Source organism: Micromonospora sp. NPDC005206 (assembly GCF_040608175.1).
GTDB lineage: Bacteria > Actinomycetota > Actinomycetes > Mycobacteriales > Micromonosporaceae > Micromonospora.
In genome coordinates this window covers 57,756-77,624 of record NZ_JBEXHU010000015.1, presented here as the reverse complement: position 1 = coordinate 77,624, position 19,869 = coordinate 57,756, and the positions used below count along the sequence as shown (strand labels likewise).

The 19,869-nt window shown below is 71.4% G+C and carries 18 protein-coding genes and 1 riboswitch; of the genes, 8 read left to right on the top strand and 10 right to left on the bottom strand.

Going from position 1 to position 19,869, the window contains the following annotated elements; translation table 11 throughout:
* Positions 1-181: 181 nt before the first annotated feature.
* The gene (locus ABZU69_RS23160; RefSeq protein WP_354966426.1) at positions 182-1,165 is read left to right on the top strand and encodes a zinc metalloprotease; all 984 of its coding nucleotides are present in this window, start codon (positions 182-184) and stop codon (positions 1,163-1,165) included.
* A 78-nt stretch (positions 1,166-1,243) separates the two neighbouring features.
* Here ABZU69_RS23160 and ABZU69_RS23155 read toward each other — a convergent pair whose 3' ends face one another.
* Positions 1,244-1,801 (bottom strand): pyridoxamine 5'-phosphate oxidase family protein, encoded by a 558-nt coding sequence (locus tag ABZU69_RS23155; RefSeq protein ID WP_354966425.1) that lies wholly within the window; start codon positions 1,799-1,801, stop codon positions 1,244-1,246.
* A 99-nt stretch (positions 1,802-1,900) separates the two neighbouring features.
* Between ABZU69_RS23155 and dcd the strand changes: the two genes are divergently transcribed.
* Positions 1,901-2,479: a dCTP deaminase gene (gene dcd, locus ABZU69_RS23150; protein ID WP_089018323.1), complete on the top strand. Its 579-nt coding sequence runs from the start codon at positions 1,901-1,903 to the stop codon at positions 2,477-2,479.
* An 86-nt stretch (positions 2,480-2,565) separates the two neighbouring features.
* Here dcd and ABZU69_RS23145 read toward each other — a convergent pair whose 3' ends face one another.
* A complete protein-coding gene (locus ABZU69_RS23145) occupies positions 2,566-3,606 on the bottom strand; it encodes an NlpC/P60 family protein (protein ID WP_354966424.1) in 1,041 nt (346 codons plus the stop codon).
* A 12-nt stretch (positions 3,607-3,618) separates the two neighbouring features.
* A riboswitch (cyclic di-AMP (ydaO/yuaA leader) is annotated at positions 3,619-3,754 on the bottom strand.
* Between the two features lie 230 nt (positions 3,755-3,984).
* On the opposite strand from ABZU69_RS23145, the gene ABZU69_RS23140 reads away from it, so the two are divergent.
* Both ABZU69_RS23140 and ABZU69_RS23135 read left to right on the top strand, forming a co-directional pair.
* Positions 3,985-4,464: a hypothetical protein gene (locus ABZU69_RS23140; RefSeq protein WP_354966423.1), complete on the top strand. Its 480-nt coding sequence runs from the start codon at positions 3,985-3,987 to the stop codon at positions 4,462-4,464.
* Between the two features lie 48 nt (positions 4,465-4,512).
* Positions 4,513-5,967, top strand: a complete 1,455-nt coding sequence (locus ABZU69_RS23135) for a peptidoglycan recognition family protein (protein ID WP_354966422.1) — start codon at positions 4,513-4,515, stop codon at positions 5,965-5,967.
* A 64-nt stretch (positions 5,968-6,031) separates the two neighbouring features.
* Here ABZU69_RS23135 and ABZU69_RS23130 read toward each other — a convergent pair whose 3' ends face one another.
* From ABZU69_RS23130 to ABZU69_RS23110, 5 genes are all read right to left on the bottom strand, one after another.
* Complete coding sequence (locus ABZU69_RS23130) at positions 6,032-7,030, bottom strand: NlpC/P60 family protein (RefSeq protein WP_354966421.1); 999 nt, start codon at positions 7,028-7,030, stop codon at positions 6,032-6,034.
* A gap of 182 nt (positions 7,031-7,212) precedes the next feature.
* A complete protein-coding gene (locus ABZU69_RS23125; protein WP_354966420.1) occupies positions 7,213-8,214 on the bottom strand; it encodes a hemolysin family protein in 1,002 nt (333 codons plus the stop codon).
* Complete coding sequence (locus tag ABZU69_RS23120; protein WP_354966569.1) at positions 8,207-9,520, bottom strand: hemolysin family protein; 1,314 nt, start codon at positions 9,518-9,520, stop codon at positions 8,207-8,209. The genes ABZU69_RS23125 and ABZU69_RS23120 overlap by 8 nt, the downstream gene beginning before the upstream one ends.
* Positions 9,521-9,614: 94 nt before the next feature.
* On the bottom strand, positions 9,615-11,813 hold the full coding sequence (locus ABZU69_RS23115) for a (Fe-S)-binding protein (RefSeq protein ID WP_354966419.1): 2,199 nt from the start codon (positions 11,811-11,813) through the stop codon (positions 9,615-9,617).
* Positions 11,814-12,104: 291 nt separating this feature from the next.
* A complete protein-coding gene (locus tag ABZU69_RS23110; protein ID WP_354966418.1) occupies positions 12,105-12,368 on the bottom strand; it encodes a cell division protein CrgA in 264 nt (87 codons plus the stop codon).
* A gap of 221 nt (positions 12,369-12,589) precedes the next feature.
* Here ABZU69_RS23110 and ABZU69_RS23105 point away from each other — a divergent pair, with 221 nt between their 5' ends.
* The 4 genes from ABZU69_RS23105 to ABZU69_RS23090 are packed head-to-tail and all read left to right on the top strand — an operon-like array spanning position 12,590 to position 15,861.
* The gene (locus tag ABZU69_RS23105) at positions 12,590-13,393 is read left to right on the top strand and encodes a DUF881 domain-containing protein (protein WP_354966417.1); all 804 of its coding nucleotides are present in this window, start codon (positions 12,590-12,592) and stop codon (positions 13,391-13,393) included.
* Entirely contained in the window at positions 13,390-14,919 is a 1,530-nt protein-coding gene (locus ABZU69_RS23100; RefSeq protein ID WP_354966416.1) for a class E sortase, read from the top strand. Before ABZU69_RS23105 ends, ABZU69_RS23100 begins: the two co-directional genes overlap by 4 nt.
* 4 nt (positions 14,920-14,923) lie before the next feature.
* Entirely contained in the window at positions 14,924-15,208 is a 285-nt protein-coding gene (locus ABZU69_RS23095) for a hypothetical protein (protein ID WP_354966415.1), read from the top strand.
* 2 nt (positions 15,209-15,210) lie between these two features.
* On the top strand, positions 15,211-15,861 hold the full coding sequence (locus tag ABZU69_RS23090) for an aminodeoxychorismate/anthranilate synthase component II (protein WP_354966414.1): 651 nt from the start codon (positions 15,211-15,213) through the stop codon (positions 15,859-15,861).
* Between the two features lie 30 nt (positions 15,862-15,891).
* Here the strand turns inward: ABZU69_RS23090 and ABZU69_RS23085 are convergent, their stop codons facing one another.
* From ABZU69_RS23085 to ABZU69_RS23075, 3 genes are read right to left on the bottom strand one after another with little or no spacing between them, the layout of a single operon-like run.
* Positions 15,892-16,596, bottom strand: coding sequence for an ElyC/SanA/YdcF family protein (locus ABZU69_RS23085; RefSeq protein ID WP_354966413.1), 705 nt, complete (start codon positions 16,594-16,596; stop codon positions 15,892-15,894).
* A 31-nt stretch (positions 16,597-16,627) separates the two neighbouring features.
* Complete coding sequence (gene pknB, locus ABZU69_RS23080) at positions 16,628-18,457, bottom strand: Stk1 family PASTA domain-containing Ser/Thr kinase (protein ID WP_354966412.1); 1,830 nt, start codon at positions 18,455-18,457, stop codon at positions 16,628-16,630.
* Positions 18,454-19,869 (bottom strand): protein kinase, encoded by a 1,416-nt coding sequence (locus ABZU69_RS23075; RefSeq protein WP_354966411.1) that lies wholly within the window; start codon positions 19,867-19,869, stop codon positions 18,454-18,456. Before ABZU69_RS23075 ends, pknB begins: the two co-directional genes overlap by 4 nt.

The window sequence follows — 19,869 nt, the reverse complement described above, 5'->3', positions numbered from 1 at the left end:
CGACCACCCGCCCCACCGCGGAGAACCACCATTGCCCCCCTGAGCCACCGTGCACGGAAAGTAGTTTCCTTATGACAAGATATGGCCATTCTCAAATGCATCGATGAGTTGTAACGTCTGCCACACCTTGCCAGCCACGGCGTGACACACCCCCTGCCACGTCGCCAAAAAGAGGTGGCCCATGGGACTTCGTCCCAACCTGCTGACCCGGCGTGCCGCCGGTGTCGCTTCGACGACTCTCGCGCTGCTGCTCAGCACCGCCGCGGTGGGCGTCGTTCCGGCTGCTTCGGCGTTCTCCGCAGCCCCCGGTGGCGCCTGCGTGGAGCCGACCGACAGCCACGCCAACGCCCGGATGAAGCCCGGCGCGGCGGCGAAGCACGACCCGAACGAGCTGACCGCGAAGCAGGTACGCGAGCGGGACGCCGACCTGGCGGCGGCGCTGCGCGAACGCGCCAACTTCCGGGTCGGTGCCGATGCCACGGCACTGGCCACCGTCACCATCCCGGTGGTGGTGCACGTGATCCAGGAGAACAGCACGCGTGCGGGTGGCAACATCCCGGACTCGCTGATCACCGCCCAGATCAACGTGCTCAACCAGGCGTACTCCGGTGCGACCGGCGGTGCCGTCACCGCCTTCGCCTTCCGCCTCGACAAGATCAACCGGGTGACGAATCCGTCCTGGTACCCGATCGTGCAGGGCTCGTCGGCGGAGCGGTCGATGAAGTCCTCGCTGCGGGTGGGCGGCAAGAACACGCTCAACATCTACCTGGGCGAGTTGAGCAACGACCTGCTGGGCTGGGCGACCTTCCCGCAGCGGAACCTGAGCAGCATGGACGGCGTGGTCGCGTTGAACGAGTCACTGCCGGGCGGAACGGCCACCAACTACAACCAGGGCGACACCGGCACCCACGAGGTGGGCCACTGGCTGAACCTCTACCACACCTTCCAGGGCGGCTGCGGTGGCTCGGGTGACAGCGTCAGCGACACCCCGGCCGAGGCGTCGCCGGCGTACGAGTGCCCGACCGGGCGGAACACCTGCTCGGCGGCCGGGCTGGACCCGATCACCAACTTCATGGACTACACCTACGACTCGTGCATGTACCAGTTCACGCCGGGCCAGGCCAGCCGCATGCTGACCGCGTGGAACGCGTACCGCGCCGCGTAGCTTTCCCGCGTACCACCGGTGCCGGCTCCGTCACGACGGAGCCGGCACCGGCGTCTTTCCCCAGGACCCCGGCCCCGGTCAGGCGGCCGAGCGTTGGACGTCACGGTTGCGGCGGACCGGGCGGGTCTGCGGTACGGGGGCCGGGCCGGCCGCCGCAGGCGGGGCGTGCGGATCGAGCCAGACCTGGACCGCCGGCCGGCCCTGCGCGCCACCCGTGATGCCCATGCCGTGCTGGTCGCGGCGGGTCAGCATCGCCACGTCGACGGTGAACTCGAACAGCCGCCAGTCGACCTGCGGCTCGGCCCGGGCGCTCTGCGCCAGCCGCGCCACCCGAGCCGGATCGGTCACCGGCCAGGCGTGCCCCGCCACGTACGCCTCGTCGTCGCTCTCCTCCGGCGGGAACGAGTGCAGCGCGTAACGGCCGTCCCGTTCGAGGTCACGGCGCTTCGGAGAGTCGATGACGAAGCAGAACAGACCCTCGTCGGTGATGACCGGGGAGACCGGGTGGACCCGGGGCCCGCCGTCGGCGCGGACCGTGGCCAGATAGCCGAAGCCCGGCCCGTACTGCTGAAGGAGAACGCGGATCCCGTCGGCGAGTCGGGGCTCGTCGGCGGCGAATTCGGACCAGGAAGCCATGTGGACATTCTATCGAACAAATGTACGATCAGCGACCTCGACGCGCTGGTCACCGGCACCGAATCCTGTCACTGCGGCAAACGCCGCTATGGTGGTCCGATGCTGCTCTCCGACCGCGACCTGGTCTCCGAGATCAAGGCCGGCACGCTGGGCCTGGAGCCGTTCGAGCCCACCCTGGTCCAACCGTCCAGCATCGACGTACGACTCGACCGGCTGTTCCGGGTCTTCAACAACCATCTCTACACCCACATCGACCCGGCAATGCAGCAGGACGACCTCACCTCGGTCGTCGAGGTGCCTGACGGCGAGCCGTTCGTGCTGCACCCGGGCGAGTTCGTGCTGGCCTCGACGCTCGAGGTCATCTCACTGGGCGACCAGCTCGCCGGCCGGCTGGAGGGCAAGTCGAGCCTGGGCCGGCTCGGTCTGCTCACGCACTCCACCGCCGGCTTCATCGACCCGGGCTTCTCGGGGCACGTGACGCTGGAGCTGTCCAACGTGGCGAACCTGCCGATCACCCTCTGGCCGGGCATGAAGATCGGGCAGCTCTGCATCTTCCGGCTCTCCTCGCCGGCCGAGCACCCGTACGGCTCGGTGGTGTACGGCTCGCGTTACCAGGGGCAGCGCGGGCCGACCCCGAGCCGCGCCTGGCAGCACTGGCGCACCTGGCCGACCCGCTGAAGCCACTCGTCGGGCAATGCGCCCGCCGTGTTAGTAAGGGGCCCCTCCTATACCGGAGGCGTTAAGAAGGGGCCCCTGCTTACATCTCAGCCTGGGCGGCCGTAGCTGTGGATCGGGCCGTCGTCGACCTTCTTCATCTTGATCGGCTGACCGGCCTGCGAGGCGTGCACGACCCAGCCATTACCCACGTACATCCCGACGTGGTGGATGTCGCTGTAGTAGAAGACCAGATCACCGGCGCGTAGGTTGGCCCGGCTGACGTCCTTGGTCACCCGGCTCTGCTGGGCGGCGTTGTGCGGCAGCGACACACCGGCCTTGGCCCAGGCGGCCAGCATCAACCCGGAGCAGTCGTACGAGTTCGGACCCTCGGCACCCCACACGTAGGGCTTGCCGATCTGGGCGCAGGCGAACTTGACGGCCACACCGGCACCGCCGCCGGGGTAGCTGGCCGGGCAGGGCGCCGGACGCAGCGGACCGCCGCCACCGTTGCCGTAAACCTTCAGGCGCAGCTTCTGCAGGCGGTCGATCTCGTCGTTGATCTGCTTCTTCTTGGCCGCCAGCTGGGCCTCGGTCCGGGTCAGCTGGGCCACCATCTCGTCCAGTGGCGCCTTCTGCGCGGCCAGTTGGTCACGCAGGTCGGCCACCTGCCGCACGTCCTGCTGCTGGTTGTGCGCAAACCGGTCGAGCATCTCGAGCTGCCCGACCACGTCGCTCGGTGACCGGCTGCCCAGCACGGCGTTGACGGTGGAGACGTTCTCGCCCTTGTACGCGCGCACAGCCAGGGAGCTGACCTTGTCCATCGCAGCGTCGACCTGGCGCTCCAGCGGGGCGATCCGGGCGGCCAGCGCGTTGGCCTGCTTGCGCTTCGCGGCCAGGTCGGCCCGGGTGGCGTTGTGCCGTTCGATGATCGGTTCGAGCTTGTTCCAGTCGGCGTCGATCTGGCGCTCGATCTCGGCGACGGAGGGGTCGGCGTGGGCCGCCGTGGCGCTGCCCGTCAGGACGACGGCAACGCCGACCAGGGCGGCGAGGGCGGTGGTGAAGCGGGACCAGCGTGAGCGCGGCACGATCGACGTCGGGCCGGCTGACGCCGACCGCTCGGACGACGGCCGCGGGGCATGGTGAGCCACCGGGTTCCGTACTCCTTCTTCCCGACCGCCTACCGGGTTAGCTGACGGGTTCGGGCGGGAAGGTGGACGCCCTACCGCAGTGGCTGCGGATTCACCCCAGAAACCTGGGTCCCCGGCTCGCTCGGAAGCGACTCGGCGGTGTCGGTCCGTTACCGCCCGGGTGGGCGGAGCTGCTGTCGGCCCGACGAATGACCAGAGTAGAGACGACCGTTACCGATCCGCAACCGGTGGGGCCGTGACACTCCGTACCGATTGCCGGCGACGACGGCCGGGAACGAAGGTTTCCTTCCACGAACCTCGGTAGGTCGAAAGGTATTGACGGGAGCCCCGGGCGGGGCGAAGGTGACCTCACTTCGCCCTTCAGATCTAGGGGGTTCGATGCACGGTCCAACCCTGTCCACCGGCCGGCGCGCGCTGCTCGCCGCCGCCGTGGTCGCCGCCGCGACCGCGGTTCCCCTACCCGCCGGCCCAGCCGTGGCCGCACCCACCGCCGACCGCCAGCAGCAGTACGCCGCCGCGGCGACCGAGTACGGCGTACCGGCCGACGTGCTGCTCGGCGTCTCCTATCTGGAGTCACGTTGGGACAGCAACGCCGGCACGCCGAGTACCAGCGGCGGCTACGGCCCGATGCACCTGACCGACGCCCGGCACGTGGCCGCCCTACCGGGGCGCAGCCACCACGACGCCGGCACCGAGGACCCGCGCGGCGACGACTCCCGCCCCGCACGGGAGATGGCGCCCCGACCCGCCGAGGATCCCGCGCCGCCCGCCGCAGCGTTGCAGACCATGGACGCCGCCGCCGCACTGACCGGCGCCGCCCCCGAGTCGCTGCGCACCGACCCGAGCGTCAACATCTGAGGCGGCGCGGCACTGCTGGCCGCGTACCAGCGGGAACTGGGCGCACCGGTGGGGGCCGGCACCGACCCGGCAGCCTGGTACGGCGCGGTGGCCCGCTACGCCGGCGCGGACAGCGCGGACGCCGCGGCGGCCTTCGCCGACGAGGTGTTCACCACCATCGGCGCCGGCGAGTCCCGGGTGACCGACGACGGCCAGCGGATCACGCTGCCGGCCCGGGCAATCCAACCGCAGCGCTCCTGGCTGGACCGGCTGGGACTGCGCCGGCTCGCCCGCCCCGACGGGCTGGAGTGCCCCCGCACCATCTCCTGCGAGTGGATCCCGGCGCCCTACGAGGCGTTCGGCGCCGGGAACTACGGCAACCACGACCTCTCCGACCGACCCGGCCGGCAGAAGATCGAGTACATCGTCATCCACGACACCGAGGCGAGCTGGGCGACCACGCTGCAACTCGTCCAGGACCCCACCTACGTGAGCTGGCACTACTCGCTGCGCTCGGTGGACGGGCACATCGCCCAGCACGTGAAGACCAAGGACGTCGGCTGGCACGCCGGCAACTGGTACGTCAACGCCAAGTCGATCGGGCTGGAACACGAGGGCTTCGCCGCGCAGGGCACCTGGTACACCGAGGCGATGTACCGGACCTCCGCCAAGCTGGTCCGGCACCTCGCCCTGCAGCTGGGGATCCCGCTGGACCGCCAGCACATCATCGGCCACGACAACGTGCCCGGCACCGTCGCCTCCACCGTGCGCGGGATGCACTGGGACCCGGGCCCGTACTGGGACTGGACGCACTACTTCACGCTGTTGCACGCGCCGCGGCTGGACACCGGCATCCCGGCCTCCGGGCTGGTCCGGATCGGCCCCGACTACGCCACCAACCAGCCGGCGTTCACCGGCTGCGTCACCGCCGGTGTGCCGTGCGCGCCGCGCGGCTCATCGTCGGTGGTGCTGCGCAGTGCGCCGTCCGCGGACGCGCCGCTGGTCAACGACATCGCACTGCGCCCCGACGGCACCCCGAACACGATGGAGGTGTCGGACCACGGCACCCGGGCCTCCGCCGGCCAGACGTACGCCCTCGCCGGTCGGCAGGGCGACTGGACGGCGATCTGGTATCTCGGACAGAAGGCGTGGTTCCACAACCCGGCGTCGGCGCCGACCGCCACCTGGACCGTCGGCGTGGTGGCCACCCCGAAGCCCGGACGGGCCACCATCCCCGTGTACGGGCGGGCGTACCCCGAGGAGGCCGCCTACCCGGCCGGGGTGCCATACCAGCCGATCTCGCCGCTGCAGTACACCCTGGCGGCCGGCCAGCGGTACGCCGTCGGCGCGGCGCTGCCGGGCGAGTACTACCGGGCCACTACGTTCGACGGCTCCTCGCCGGGCGACTGGACGGTCATCCGCGGCCAGAACCGGTACGCGCAGATCCAGTTCGGTCACCGGATCATGTACGTCGACCTCGCCGACGTGCAGCTCATGCCGTCTCCGGTGGACGCACCGCACTGAACCGTGTTGAACGGCACGAGGGCCCCCGGTCGTCCGACCGGGGGCCCTCGTCGTGGCTGCTGGATCAGCCGGGTCTGCGGAACCCGGCGACCGGCATGTTGTTGATGCTGGCCACCTGCACCGGTTTGCCGGCGCGTGGCGCGTGCACCATCTTGTCGTTGCCCAGATACAGGCCGACATGGTGCAGGTCGCTGAAGAAGAAGACCAGGTCACCGGGGCGGGCGTCGGCCCGCGAGATGGCCTTGCCCTCGTGCCACTGGTCACCCGTGTGGTGGGTCAGGTAGATCCCGGCCGCCTTGTACGCGTACTGGGTCAGGCCCGAGCAGTCGAACGAGTTCGGGCCGGTGGCGCCCCAGACGTACGGGTCACCGACCTGCTGGCAGGCGGTCTTGATCGCCTTCTGGGCGGCCGCGTTGGCCACCCCGTTGATGGTCGGGCAGCCCTCGGTCTTGATCGTCGTCTTCGGCAGCGAGGCCTCGAGCCGCTTGATCTCGCCGTCGATCTGCTTCTTCTTCGCCGCCAGCTCGTTCTGCTGCTTGGTCTGGGTGGCGATCAGCGCGTCCAGCTTCTGCTTCTGGCCGTCGTACTTGGCCCGGACGGCCAGCACGCCCTCGACCTCCTTGCGCTCCCGCGCGGCCAGCCGGTCGAGGACGGTGAGCTGCTCGGTGAGCGTGTCCGGCTTGGCGCTGATCAGCAACGCGCCGATGTCGTGGGAGGGACCCGACATGTAGTACCGGGAGGCGAGGTCACCGACCCGGTTGAGCGCCAGCTCGCTCTGCAGCGCCAGCGGCTCGATCTTCTTCTGCAGCCCGGACGACTTCTTCCGGTTGGTCTTCAGCTGCGACCGCACCTTGTTGTACTGCTCGATGGTGGGCTCCAACCGCTCCCACTGCTTGTCGATCTGCGCCTCGATCTCGTCGACCGTGGGCGCGGCCTGCACGGGCGCGGAGAGCACGCCAGCGCCGACCGCCGCGGCGGCGACCAGGACGAGTAGACGGTGGGCGACCCTGCGCAGACCGCCCGACCGAGCGGGCAGTCCCGGGGCGTGACGATGAGGGGGCATGGTTGCCACCGGCACCGACTCCTTTGCAACCGACCGCCGGGCGCCTCGCGTGAGGGAAGGGCCGAGGCAGACGACCCACAGCGGTCGGTGCCTCACATTAGGGAAGCGCAGCAGCGGAATCAAGGCGGGAGGCGTCACCGTCACTGTCGCGCAACCGCTTGCACACCAAGGGTATCGGCCGATCAGCCAACTATCGCAGTCAATACGTCGTCGAGCGTGACCACACCGAGCGGGCGCCGGCCGTCGCTGACCAGCACCATGTGCCTCCGCTCGCGGCGCATGGCCAGCAGCAGGTCGGCGAGCGTACGCTCCGGCGGCACCACCACCAGCGGCCGGTAGACCTCCGCCGGCACCGCTGCCCGGCGAGCCTGCCCCGAGTACCCGAGCACGTCCTTGACGTGCACGAAACCGAGCACCCGCCGGGTGGACCGCTGCACCACCGGGAACCGGGACCGGCCGGTGCGGGTCGCCAGCACCTCCAGCGACGCGGGCGAGACGTCCTCGGCCACCGTCACCACCGTCGACCACGGCTGCCACGCGTCCGCCGCGGTCCGGGTGTGCAGGGCCAGGGCGCCGGTGATCCGGGCGTGCTGCTCCGCGTCGAGCAGCCCTTCGGTGCGCGCCTGGGAGACCAGCCCGGCCAACTCCTCCGCGGTGAACACCGTCTTCACCGCCTCGGACGCCTCGATCCGCCAGACCGCGAGGACCCGCCGGGCCGCCCACTTCATCGCCAGCAGCAGCGGCTTGGTGGCCACGCAGAACGCCAGCATGGCCGGGCCGAGCCAGAGCGCGGAGAGTTCCGGACCGGCCAGCGTGATGTTCTTCGGCACCATCTCGCCGACCACCGTGTGCAGGAAGACCACCACGCCCAACGCCAGCACGAACGCCACCGGGTGCACCGCCCGCTCGGGCAGGCCGGCCGCGTGGAACGGCGACTCCAGCAGGTGGGCCAGCGCGGGCTCGGCGATCGCGCCGAGGCCCAGGGAACAGACCGTGATGCCGAGCTGCGCCCCAGCGATCATCAGGGGGATCTGGTTCATCGCCGACAGCGCCCAGCGGGCCCGCTTCGAGCCGGCGGCCAGCGGCTCGATCACCGTCCGCCGGGACGCGATGAGCGCGAACTCGCTACCCACGAAGAACCCGTTGCCGAGCAGCAGCAGCACGGTCACCAACAGCTCAGGCATCGTCGTCCGGCTCCGCCGGGCGCAGCACCCGGACCTGCTCGATCCGGTGCCGTTCCACCTCCACCACGGTGAACTCCCAGCCACCGGCCTCGACCGTCTCGCCGGCCAGCGGGATGTGCCCGAGCCGGGCCATCAGGTACCCGGCCAGCGTCTCGTACGGCCCCTCGGGCAGCCGGAAGCCGGTCTGCTCGGCCAACTCGTCGGAGCGCAACACCCCGTCGACCAGCACGGTGCGCTCCCCGCCCGGCACGGTGAGCTCGACCGGGCCGACGTCGTCCACGCTGGCCGGATCGAACTCGTCGGCGATCTCCCCGACCAGCTCCTCGACCAGGTCCTCGATGGTGACCACGCCGTCCGTGCCGCCGTACTCGTCGACCACGATGGCCAGGTCGGCGCCGGCGGCCTTCAGTGCGGCCAGCACGCCGTCCAGGTCCAGGCTCTCCGGCACGTACACCGGCTCGCGGGCCACCGAGCCGACCGTGGTCGACGCCCGGGCGGCCAGCGGAACCCCCAGCGCGTCCGGCACCCCCGCCACACCGGTGACCAGGTCGAGGGTCTCCTCGTACACCGGGAACCGAGTCCGCCCGGTCTCCCGGGACAGCTCGAGCAACCCGGCCACCGTGGCCGTGGCACGCAGCGCGACCACGTCCACCCGGGGGGTCATCGCCTCGGCCGCCCGCTTGTCGCCGAAGCGGATGGTGCGGCGCAGCAGCATCGCGGTGTCCGGGGGCAGTGCCCCGGCCCGGGCGGAGATGGCCGCCAGCAGGCCCAGTTCCTCCGGCGAGCGGGCACTCCGGAGCTCCTCCTGCGGCTCCACCCCGAGCGCCCGGACGAGCCGGTTCGCCGAACCGTTCAGTCCCCGGATCACCCAGCCGAACGTCCGGGAGAAGGAGTGCATGGGGCCGGCGGTGGCCAGCGCGGTCGGCATCGGTCGAGCCAGCGCCGCGTTCTTGGGCACCAGCTCACCGAAGAGCATGGAGATCAGAGTCGCCAGGGCCAGCGCCAGAAACGGGGTGAACCGCTCCGTGCTGTCCCCGGCCACCGGGCGCAGCAGCGGGGTGAAGACCCGGGCCAGGGCCGGCTCGGCCAGATAACCCGTGAGCAGCGCCGTGATGGTGATGCCGAGCTGCGCGCCGGAGAGCTGGAAGGAGAGCTCGCGCAGCGCCGTGCGTACCCTCAGGGCGGCCTCGTCGCCGGCGCCGGCCCGGCGGTCGATCTCCGCGCGATCGACCGTGACCAGGGCGAACTCGGCCGCGACGAAGAACGCGTTGCCGGCGGTCAGCGCAGCGAAGCCGACCAGGGGCAGCAGCGTGGCCAGGACAATCCCGTCGATGTTCGCCTCACCTCGGCGCGATTGTGCCACGGCGGGTGCCCAGCCACCGGCCGGGCCGGCCGACGGCTCAGCCGGCGACCGGCGCGGCCTCCTTGCCGCGCTGCGGCTGCTCCGGCTTGACCGAGCGGAGCAGCACGCTGGCCACGTCGATCACCTCGACCTGCTCGCCGGCGCCCTTGCCGTTCACCCCGTCGTTGAGCATCGTCGAGCAGAACGGGCAGCCGACGGCGACCGTCCTCGCCCCGGTGGCCATGGCCTCCTCGACCCGGTCCACGTTGATCCGCTTGCCGATCTTCTCCTCCATCCACATCCGGGCGCCGCCAGCGCCGCAGCAGAAGGAGCGCTCGCTGTTGCGCGGCATCTCGGTGATCTCGCCCTCGATGGCGTCCCCGAGCACCTCACGGGGAGCCGCGAAGATCCGGTTGTGCCGGCCCAGGTAGCAGGGGTCGTGGTAGGTGACCCCGCCGTCGACGGGCTGCACCGGGGTGAGCTTGCCGGTGGACACCAGGTGGGCCAGCAGCTGGGTGTGGTGAACCACCTCGAACTCGCCGCCGAGCTGGCCGTACTCGTTGCCGAGGGTGTTGAAGCAGTGCGGGCAGGTAGCGACGATCTTGCGCTTGGCCTTCTCCCGGCCCTCGAACGCCTCGTTGAGCGTCTCCACGTTCTGCTGGGCGAGCATCTGGAACACGAACTCGTTGCCGATCCGCCGCGCCGGGTCGCCGGAGCAGGTCTCGCCCTCACCCAGGATGGCGAACTTGACGCCCGCCTCGTTGAGCAGGGTCGCCACCGCGCGGGTGGTCTTCTTGGCCCGGTCCTCGAACGCGCCGGCGCAGCCGACCCAGAACAGGTACTCGAAGTCGTCCACCTCGCCGACCCGGGGCACCTCGAAGTCGAGACCCTTGGTCCAGTCCTCGCGGGTGTTCTGCGGGGCGCCCCACGGGTTGCCCTTGTTCTCCAGGTTGCGCAGCATGACGCCGGCCTCGGAGGGGAAGCTCGACTCGATCAGCACCTGGTAGCGACGCATGTCGACGATGTGGTCCACGTGCTCGATGTCCACCGGGCACTGCTCGACGCAGGCACCGCAGGTGGTGCAGGACCAGAGCACGTCCGGGTCGATGACGCCGCCCTCCTCGGCGGTGCCGATCAACGGACGGTCGGCCTCGGCCAGCGCCAGCACGTCGACGTGCGCGAGTTGCGCCGCGGTGGCCTTCTCCTCGCCGGTCAGGTCCTTGCCACCACCGGCCAGCAAGTAGGGCGCCTTGGCGTACGCGTGGTCGCGCAGGCTCAGCACGAGCAGCTTGGGCGAGAGCGGCTTGCCGGTGTTCCAGGCCGGGCACTGCGACTGGCAGCGACCGCACTCGGTGCAGGTGCTGAAGTCCAGCAGACCCTTCCAGCTGAACTGCTCGACCTGGGCGACACCGAACTGGTCCTTCTCCGGGTCGGCCTCCTCGAAGTCGAGCGGCTTGCCCTGGCTCGTCATCGGGCGCAGCGCGCCGAGGCCGGAGCCGGCCGGCCAGGCCGGCTCACGCTTGAAGAAGATGTTGGGGAACGCCAGGAAGCGGTGCCAGGCGACGCCCATGGTGACGTTCAGCGAGATGACGATCAGCCAGGTCATCGAGATGACGATCTTGATGAGGGCGGCGATGCTCGCCCCGTCCTGCCAGTCGGGCAGCACCGCGCCGACCGCGTGGCTGACCGGGGTGGCCCAGAGCGGGTACTCGAAGTGGTCGGTGGCGACCTTGAAGCCCCGGATCACGAACCCGAAGATCAGGACCAGCAGCACGATCCACTCGACGAAGTAGCCCTGCCACATCGTCGAGCCGGTGAACCGGGAGCGACCACCCGGCCGGTTCGGCCGGTTGCGCAGCCGGATCGCCATCAGCACCAGGATGCCGACCAGACCCAGCACGCCGATGATCTCGGTGGCCAGCCCGAAGACCACCCAGTGCCCGATGATCGGCAGCCCACCGGTCGGGGTGACCACCTCGAAGTACGCCTCGAGCACCAGCAGCGACAGCACGATGAAGCCGACCATCACGAACCAGTGCGCCGCACCCACCACGCCCCACTTGAGCATGCGGGTGTGGCCGGCGGTCTCCACCAGCATGGTCTTCGTACGGCTGACCTTGTCGGTGAACCGCTCCGGCGCGGGCTGGCCGAGCCGGATGACTGCCACCATCTTGAGGACCGCGCGTGCCGCAAGCCACACCGCCACGGCGGTGATGGCGGCCGCGAGGATCGTGGTGACGATCTGGACGCTGCCCATCGAGTTGGCCTCCCCGGTCTGCTGCCTGTCGAGCGGCTCGGCGACCGGGACCGGGTCAGGACGGAGCCGGCGTCGCGCCGCTGCCGCACCTGCGACCGGACCGGTCGATGACCTCGCTCCGCTCGGTCATGCAGTGCAGCCTACGCGCAAGGTTACCCAGCAGTAACGTGAGTCATCTCGCAGCGGGCCACGCCGCCCTGCGGACACCATAGGGTGCCCCGCCCGGTCCTGCCGGGCAGGGGCTCCGTGGGGTGACGTGAATCCTCCGGCGTGGCGACGCGCCGGGCCGGCTCAGCGCCAGCGGGAGAGCAGCGCCAACGAGGCGACCATCGCGCCGAAGCCCACCGCGAGGTTCCAGTAACCCCACGCCATGATCGGGTACTGCTGCTCGGAGAGGTAGTAGACCACCAGCCAACCGATGCCAGCGACGATCAATGCGACCGCGGTGATCGGCAGCCACACCGGGCTAGGCTTGCGCGACGATGCCGCCGTCGTCGGACGGACGTCCGTCGGCGGGGTGTACACCTTCTTCTTGCGGACCTGAGACTTGGGCACGACGCTCTCCAGAGGGGTGACGACCTCGTCCGGCCTGACAACCGGGCGCGGGGGCGACGGTCCATGGCCAATAATGTTCGAAAGCTAGCGTAGTCCGGAACGCCCGCCCGGACCACGAATGGGGTCAGGCCGGTGCACGGAGTGACCGAAAAAGGCGGGACTGTTCGCATCACCGGCCCGGCCGGGGCGGACCAATCCCCGAAACGCGGAAGGAACGCTCGGTGGAGTACACATCCGGCGCCGCCTCCTGGCAGAAGGTCCTTCGACGGGCCGGTGCCGGGCTGCTGCCCCGGCGACCGCGTCAACGCCGACCGGGCTGGTCGATCGGGGTGCCCCTGATCGCCGCCGCGGCGGGGCTGCTCTTCACCACCACCGCGACCACGGCCGGCGGCACCGCGCTACGAGAGGACCGTCGGCCCCAGCTCAACCAGCTCATCGAGGACCGCCGCGAGCAGGTGGCGGCGAGCGAGCGCCGGGCCGCCACACTGCGCGACGAGGTCGAGGAGCGGACCGACGCGCTGGCCGACTCGGACAGCCCGATCAAGGCTCAGCAGGACCGCGCCCAGGGCAGCCTCCAGGCCGCCGGGTTCACCAAGCTGACCGGCACCGGGGTGACGGTGGAGCTGAACGACGCGCCGCGACGCACCGACCAGACCCCCACGGACGCCAGCAACGACGACCTGGTGGTGCACCAGGGTGACGTGCAGGCGGTGGTCAACGCGCTCTGGGCCGGCGGGGCGGAGGCCATGTCAATCATGAACGTCCGCGTGCTGGCGACCAGCGCGGTACGCTGCGTCGGTAACACCCTGCTGCTCCACGGGCGGGTGTACTCCCCACCGTTCAAGATCGTAGCAATCGGCGATCCCGCTGCCCTCCAGCAGGCCCTCGCCAGCTCTGAGGGAGTCCGGTTGTTCAAGGACGCAGTCGACGACTACCAACTCGGATACAAGGAGACCGTCTCCGCGGTGACAGTCCCGGCATTCGAGGACTCGACCGCCCTGCGCTCGGCGACGGTGCCCCGGTGAGCGGCCCGGACGACCGGCGCGACGGGCGACACCGGGACCAGGCCGACGAACCGACGGCGTTCCTACCCAAGGTCGACCGGCCCGAGCGCGGAGCTGACCGGCCCGGCCTGGCCGGCAACTGGCTCGATCCGATGCTGCCCGCCCGACCCCGGGCGACGCGCCCAGCGGCCGTACCCGAACCGCCGGCCGCCCCCGGGCCTCCCCGGGGCGACGGGGCGCCGCCGCCGGCCGGCCGCGCCGACAACCTCCCGCGCGCCGACCGCCCGGCCCAGCCGAACGCCGGCCGGCCCGACCAGCAGCGGACCCCGACTCACCCGGGCACCGGAGCGCCTCCGCCGTGGCCCGGTGCCACCCCGGCCGGGTCGGGCCCGCACGGCGGGCCCGTCCGTCCCCCCGCAGCCACCGGCGGCCGACCGACCGCACCCGACCAGGGACCGGTCCGGCCGGCCGCACCCGACAACGCCCCCATCCGGCCGCCGGCGCCGCCGACCGCCCCGACCGCCCGCCCGCCGGCCGCCGGTGTGGACGCGCCCACCGCGTTCATCCCCACGGTCGGACCCACGCGCGCAACCGGCTCCCCGGCCGGGCCGGACCGCCCCGCCGACCCGGCCGCCACCGCGCTGATCCCGGCCGTGCCCGCCAGGCCCTCGTCCCGCCCGCCGGCCATGGACTCCACGGCGCTGATGGGTGCCGTCCCCCGCACCGCGGCCACCGACGAGCCGGCCGGCGCCGCGGACAGTCCCGCCGAACCACCGCGGCCCCGACGCGGCGAGCGGGTGGTCCAACTCCGGCCCCACCAGACCGGTGAGGGCTACAAGAGCGTCTACTCGGAGCTCACCCGCCCCTCGCTCGCGTCCCGGCTCCGCACCGGCGTCCGGCTCACCGGCGAGGTTCTGATCACCTTCGGCCTCGTGGTGCTGCTCTTCGCGGGTTACGAGGTCTGGGGCAAGTCGGCCATCGTCGACGCCCACCAGAACGACCTCAGCCAGCAACTCGCCCAGGCGTGGGGCCCGACCGACGACCCCACGGTCGTCCCGTCGGCCACCCCGAGCGTCAAACCGTCGCCGCCGGTTCGCGGCAAGCCCATCGCCGGCCTCTACATCCCCAAGCTCGACAAGAACTGGGTGGTGGTCGAGGGCGTCACCCAGGCCGACATCCGGTACGCCCCGGGCCACTACCCGGCCAGCGCGCTGCCCGGACAGGTCGGCAACTTCTCCGTCGCCGGCCACCGCAACCGGGCCACCTTCTGGCGGCTGGACGAGCTGGACGACGGCGACGCGATCGTGGTCGAGGGCAAGACCGACTGGTACGTCTATCGGGTGTCGCAGACCCGGATCGTCAGGCCGACGCAGGTTGAGGTGGTGGCACCAGTCCCCGGTGATCCAGACAAGAAGCCGACCCGGCGGATGCTCACCCTGACCACCTGCAACCCGAAGTTCGACAACTACCAGCGCTTGATCATCCACGCCGAGCTGGACCGGACCCAACCCAAGTCAGCGGGCCGCCCGGCGGAGCTGGGAGGCTGACCCGATGTACGCGTTCATCTGGCGCAAACTGCCGTTCGGCCTGGCCGGCAAGCTGACCGGTTCGGTGCTGCTCGCCGCCGCCGCGGTGGCCCTGCTCTGGTACGTGGCCTTCCCGTGGGCCGAGCCGCTGCTGCCCTTCGACGACGTGCAGGTCACCCAGGACTCCGGCGTACCCGGTGAACCGGGCGGCGGCGACGCGGTGACCGGGGAGACCCCGGCCGGCGACGAGCACGAGCTGCCGTACGACACCGACCGGAACAACTCCGCGCCGCCCTCGCCGAGCAGGTGACCATGCGCGTCCTGGTGATCGACAACTACGACTCGTTCGTCTTCAACCTGGTGCAATACCTGGGCCAGCTCGGGGTGGACTGCGAGGTCCGCCGGAACGACGAGATCGACGTCTCCGACGTGGGCAGGGTGGGTGCCGCCGGCATCCTGCTCTCACCCGGGCCGGGCAGTCCCGACCGCGCCGGCATCTGCCTGGACGTCATCCGGGAGTACGCGGGCGAGTTGCCCATCTTCGGCGTCTGCCTCGGCCACCAGGCGATCGGCGAGGCGTTCGGGGCGACCGTCACCCGCGCGCCCGAACTGCTGCACGGCAAGACCTCCGAGGTACGGCACCAGTCGGTCGGCGTGCTCACCGGTCTGCCCGACCCGTTCACCGCCACCCGCTACCACTCACTGGCCGTACTGCCCGAGACGCTCCCCGACGAGCTGGAGGTGACCGGCTGGACCGGCTCCGGCGTGGTGATGGCGATGCGGCACCGGACGCTGCCGATCGAGGGCGTGCAGTTCCACCCGGAGTCGGTGCTCACCGAGGGCGGCCACCTGATGCTCGCCAACTGGCTGGCCGGCTGCGGTCACCCAGAGGCGCTGGAGCGGGCCCCGGAGCTGGCCGCCGAGGTCGACGCCCGCCGCCGCGCCGCCTTCGCCACCGCCTGACGCCGGCCAGGCCGACTTCAAACCGGACGCTCAGCCCCGCAGCGCGTCCTGGACCGCGGGACTCGCGGGCGAGCGCACTGCCGGTGCCCGGCCCAGGGCTGCGTCCCAGGCCGCCTTGCCACTGGCGAAGTAGTCCCGGACCGACTTCTCGACCAGCAGGGCGGGGCCGCAACCGGTGCAGCGGGCCGTGACTCCGTCGACGTCGAGGCCGAGGTGCCGGCACAGCGTCACGGCCCGGGACACGTGGTAGGACTGGGTCACGATCAGGGCCCGCTCGACCCCGTACACCTCGCGCGCCCGGGCACAGCTGTCGTAGGTGTCCAGGCCGAACGGGTCGGACACCACGCGACGCGGGTCGACACCGAGCTCGGTCAGGTACGACGTCATCACGGCCGGCTCGTCACCCGACGTGCCACCCCCGTCGCCTGACACGAGGACCACCCGGGCCCGCCCACTGTTCACCAACTCGGCGGCGGTCTCCAGACGGCCGGCCAGCCGGTCCCCAGGTCGAGTTCGATCAGCCGCCACGGCGGTGCCGAGAACGATCACCACGTCGGCGGCCGGCGCGTCGGCCTCGTCGTACACGTGACCGCGCGCGGAGATCGTCGTCCAGAGCCACGGAAGGCTGGCGAGGAGCAGCGCGACCAGCCCCAGGGCGACCACCCGGGTCAGGCCTCGCCGCCACCGACGCTCGCGACCCGGAGGGCCGGTCACCGAAGCTTCGGCGGCGGTCACGCGGACGGTCCCGGAGCCCGAGCCACCGGGTCTACTGCTCGTTGAGCCGAGTGGGTGGGGGAGGGAACGGCAGCCCGGAACCGCCACCGTTACCGTCGCCCGGCTTGGTCGGCGTGGCGGTCGGCGTCGGCGTCGGCGTTGCTGGCGGACTCGGAGTCTCGTTCTCCGGCTCCGGCTGGGAGACGATGATCGTCACCGTCTTCCCCTGGGCCAACTGCGTGCCCGGCCTGGGGTTCTGGTCGGTCACCTTGCCGGCCTCCGCTGCGGGCACAAGGTCGCCGAGATCGACGTTGACCTTGTAGCCCGCCCGCTTCAACTCCTCCTCGGCCGCCTCCTGGGAGGAACCACGAACGTCCGGAACGCCACGGATGTTGCCCTTGGAGTAGGTGACCGTCACCTCGGTAGCCTCGGCCACCCGAGTCCCGGAGGTCGGCGACACGTCCAGGACGATGCCCTCGCTCTCCTTGTCGTCGCGCGGCTTGGGCTTGACCCTCAAGCCCAGGCCCTCAAGCCGAGCCTTGACCGAGTCGTACTTCGAGCCGACGAGGTCCTTCGGGATTACCACCTCGGGCTTGCCACCACACACCTGGACGGTCACCGTGCCGTTCTCCCGCAGCTGCGTCCCGGCCTCCGGAATCTGCGTGACGACGGTGTTCTTTTCGCAGGTGCCGTTCAGCACCTGGTCTCCGGCCTGCGGCTGGAAGCCGAGGCTGCGGATCTCGGCGAAGGCGGCCTCCTGGCTCTTGCCGGTGAGCGTGGGGACCGACTTCAAATTCTTGTCCGGCTGCTGACTCCAGAGCAGGGCGGCGACCAGGGCGATCACCGCCAGCACGCCAACGGCGCTGAAGGTCGCGATCAGCAAGGAGGACGCCTTGCGCTGGCGCGGGTCGCCGACCCGGGCCGGAATCTGGCGGGTCTGCGGCCCACCGCCGGCGGGCGGGTAGCCACCGCCGCCGCCGGCCGGAGCCATCGCCACGGTCTCCGCCTCGCGCATCACCGGGGTGGCCAGCACGGGACGGCCAGCGGCGGCGCGGAGCAGGTCGGCCCGCATCTCGCCGGCGCTCTGGTAGCGGTTGAGCGGATTCTTGGACAGCGCCTTGAGCACGATCGCGTCGACCGCGGGGTTGACGTCCGGGTTGATGTCGCTCGGCGTGGGCGGCGTCTCCCGCACGTGCTGGTACGCGACGCTGACCGGGCTGTCCCCGACGAACGGCGGGTGCCCGCAGACCAGTTCGAAGAGCACGCAGCCGGCCGCGTACACGTCGGAGCGGGCGTCCACGGCCTCACCGCGCGCCTGCTCCGGGGAGAGGTACTGCGCCGTGCCGATCACCGCGCTGGTCTGCGTCATGGTGGTCGCACCGCTGGCCAGCGCCCGGGCGATGCCGAAGTCCATCACCTTGACCTGGCCGGTCTGGGTGAGCATGACGTTGCCCGGCTTGATGTCCCGGTGGATGATGCCGTGCCGGTGGCTGAACTCCAGCGCCGCGCACATGTCGGCGCAGATCTCCAGCGCCCGGCGGGGCTGCAACCGGCCCTCGGCGCCGAGCACCTCCTTCAGAGTCCGTCCGTTGACGAACTCCATGACGATGAACGGCAACGTCTCACCGGTCGGCGCGGTCTCCTCGCCGGTGTCGTAGACCGCCACGATCGCCGGGTGGTTGAGCGAAGCCGCGTTCTGCGCCTCCCGACGGAACCGCATCTGGAACGTCGCGTCCCGCGCGAGGTCGGTGCGGAGCATCTTGATCGCGACGTCCCGACCGAGCCGGAGGTCGCGACCGCGGTGCACCTCGGCCATGCCGCCGTAGCCGAGCAGCTCGCCGACCTGGTACCTGCCACCGAGCAGGCGGGCCTGCGCTGTCATCGCGTCTGTCGTCCTTCGCTCGTCATCGTCCCGCCGTCGTCCGGCTGGAGCCGTACCTCAAGACGGTACGACGTCCGGGTCGCATCGTCGCGTCCGTCGAGCCGCAGCACGCCGGACGTCACGGTGTGCGGAGCCAGCGCACCGGGTTCACCGGCTTGCGACTGCTTCCGCAGGTTGTAGGAAATCACGCCGGAGCAGAGCAGGACCAGCACGGCCAGCAGGATGGCGAGGAGCACCATGCCGGGCCGGGACCGGCGCGGATCGGGTGCCGGCAGCGCTGGGCCGGCCTGCCGGGCGTACGCCTGCTGATACTCCTGCCGGACCGGTGCCTGCGGCACCGCGGCGGCGCCGCGCGGGTAACCGGCGGGGCTGACGGGCGGGCGTGCGTGCGGGACGGCCGGCGCGACGGCGGTGGGTCGGGGCTGCTGGGCCGGCGCGACGGCGGTCGGCCGCTGCCCGGCGACCGGCGGTCGGTGCGGGGCGCCCGGCGGGCGAAGCTGCTGCGCGGACGGCACCTGGGCCCGACCGGGTGCGGCGGGCGACGCCGGCGCCGCGGAGACCGGCCCGGAGTTGCCACCGGCCCTGGCCTGCTGGGAGAGCGCGGCCTTGAGCTGGCGGGCGACCCCGGCGAGGGCGGCGGCGCTGGGCCAGCGGGCTGCCGGGTCCTTGGCCAACGCCCGCTCCACCACGGCCCGGACCTGCGGCGGGATGTCCGCCGGCAACGGTCGGGGCGTCTCCCGGACGTGTCGCATCGCGATGTCGAGCGGGTTGTCGCCCTCGAACGGTCGCCGCCCGGCCAGGCACTGGTAGGCGACCACGCCGAGCGCGTACACATCGGAGGCCGGGGTGGCCACGCCACCGGTGGCCTGCTCCGGTGAGATGTACGAGGCGGTGCCGAGCACCGAGCCGGCGGCGGTGAGCTGGCCGACCATGTCGGAGCGGGCGATACCGAAGTCGGTCAGCACCAGCGTGCCGTTCGGCCGGACCAGCAGGTTGCCCGGCTTCACGTCGCGGTGCACGATGCCCTTCTCGTGCGCGGCGTGCAACGCGTCCGCGGCCTGCGCGACCAGGGCCATCGTCCGGGCCGGAGTGAGCCGGCCGACCCGGCTCAGCGTGGACGACAGGGCGTCGCCCTCGACGTACTCCATGACCAGGAAGGCGATCTGCTGGTCGTTGCCGAAGTCGTAGACGTCCACCACGCCGGGGTGGTTGATGGTGGCCATGGTCCGCGCCTCGCCGCGGAACCGCTCGGCGAAGTCCGGATCGTCGAGCAGCGCGGGGAGCAGGCTCTTCACCGCGACCGTCCGGCCGAGCACCTGGTCGGTGCCGCGCCAGACGTCGCCCATGCCGCCGCTGGCGATCCGCTCGTCGAGACGGTAGCGGTTGCCGAGCTGGACGCCGGGGCTGAGCAT

What these genes read in the sequence shown, in the direction of transcription:
- ABZU69_RS23160 (WP_354966426.1), top strand. Translation starts at nt 182, where the DNA reads ATGGGACTTCGTCCCAACCTGCTGACCCGGCGTGCCGCCGGTGTCGCT.
- ABZU69_RS23155 (WP_354966425.1), bottom strand. Translation starts at nt 1,801, where the DNA reads ATGGCTTCCTGGTCCGAATTCGCCGCCGACGAGCCCCGACTCGCCGAC.
- dcd (WP_089018323.1), top strand. Translation starts at nt 1,901, where the DNA reads ATGCTGCTCTCCGACCGCGACCTGGTCTCCGAGATCAAGGCCGGCACG.
- ABZU69_RS23140 (WP_354966423.1), top strand. Translation starts at nt 3,985, where the DNA reads ATGCACGGTCCAACCCTGTCCACCGGCCGGCGCGCGCTGCTCGCCGCC.
- ABZU69_RS23130 (WP_354966421.1), bottom strand. Translation starts at nt 7,030, where the DNA reads ATGCCCCCTCATCGTCACGCCCCGGGACTGCCCGCTCGGTCGGGCGGT.
- ABZU69_RS23125 (WP_354966420.1), bottom strand. Translation starts at nt 8,214, where the DNA reads ATGCCTGAGCTGTTGGTGACCGTGCTGCTGCTGCTCGGCAACGGGTTC.
- ABZU69_RS23115 (WP_354966419.1), bottom strand. Translation starts at nt 11,813, where the DNA reads ATGGGCAGCGTCCAGATCGTCACCACGATCCTCGCGGCCGCCATCACC.
- ABZU69_RS23095 (WP_354966415.1), top strand. Translation starts at nt 14,924, where the DNA reads ATGTACGCGTTCATCTGGCGCAAACTGCCGTTCGGCCTGGCCGGCAAG.
- ABZU69_RS23090 (WP_354966414.1), top strand. Translation starts at nt 15,211, where the DNA reads ATGCGCGTCCTGGTGATCGACAACTACGACTCGTTCGTCTTCAACCTG.
- pknB (WP_354966412.1), bottom strand. Translation starts at nt 18,457, where the DNA reads ATGACAGCGCAGGCCCGCCTGCTCGGTGGCAGGTACCAGGTCGGCGAG.
- ABZU69_RS23075 (WP_354966411.1), bottom strand. Translation starts at nt 19,869, where the DNA reads ATGCTCAGCCCCGGCGTCCAGCTCGGCAACCGCTACCGTCTCGACGAG.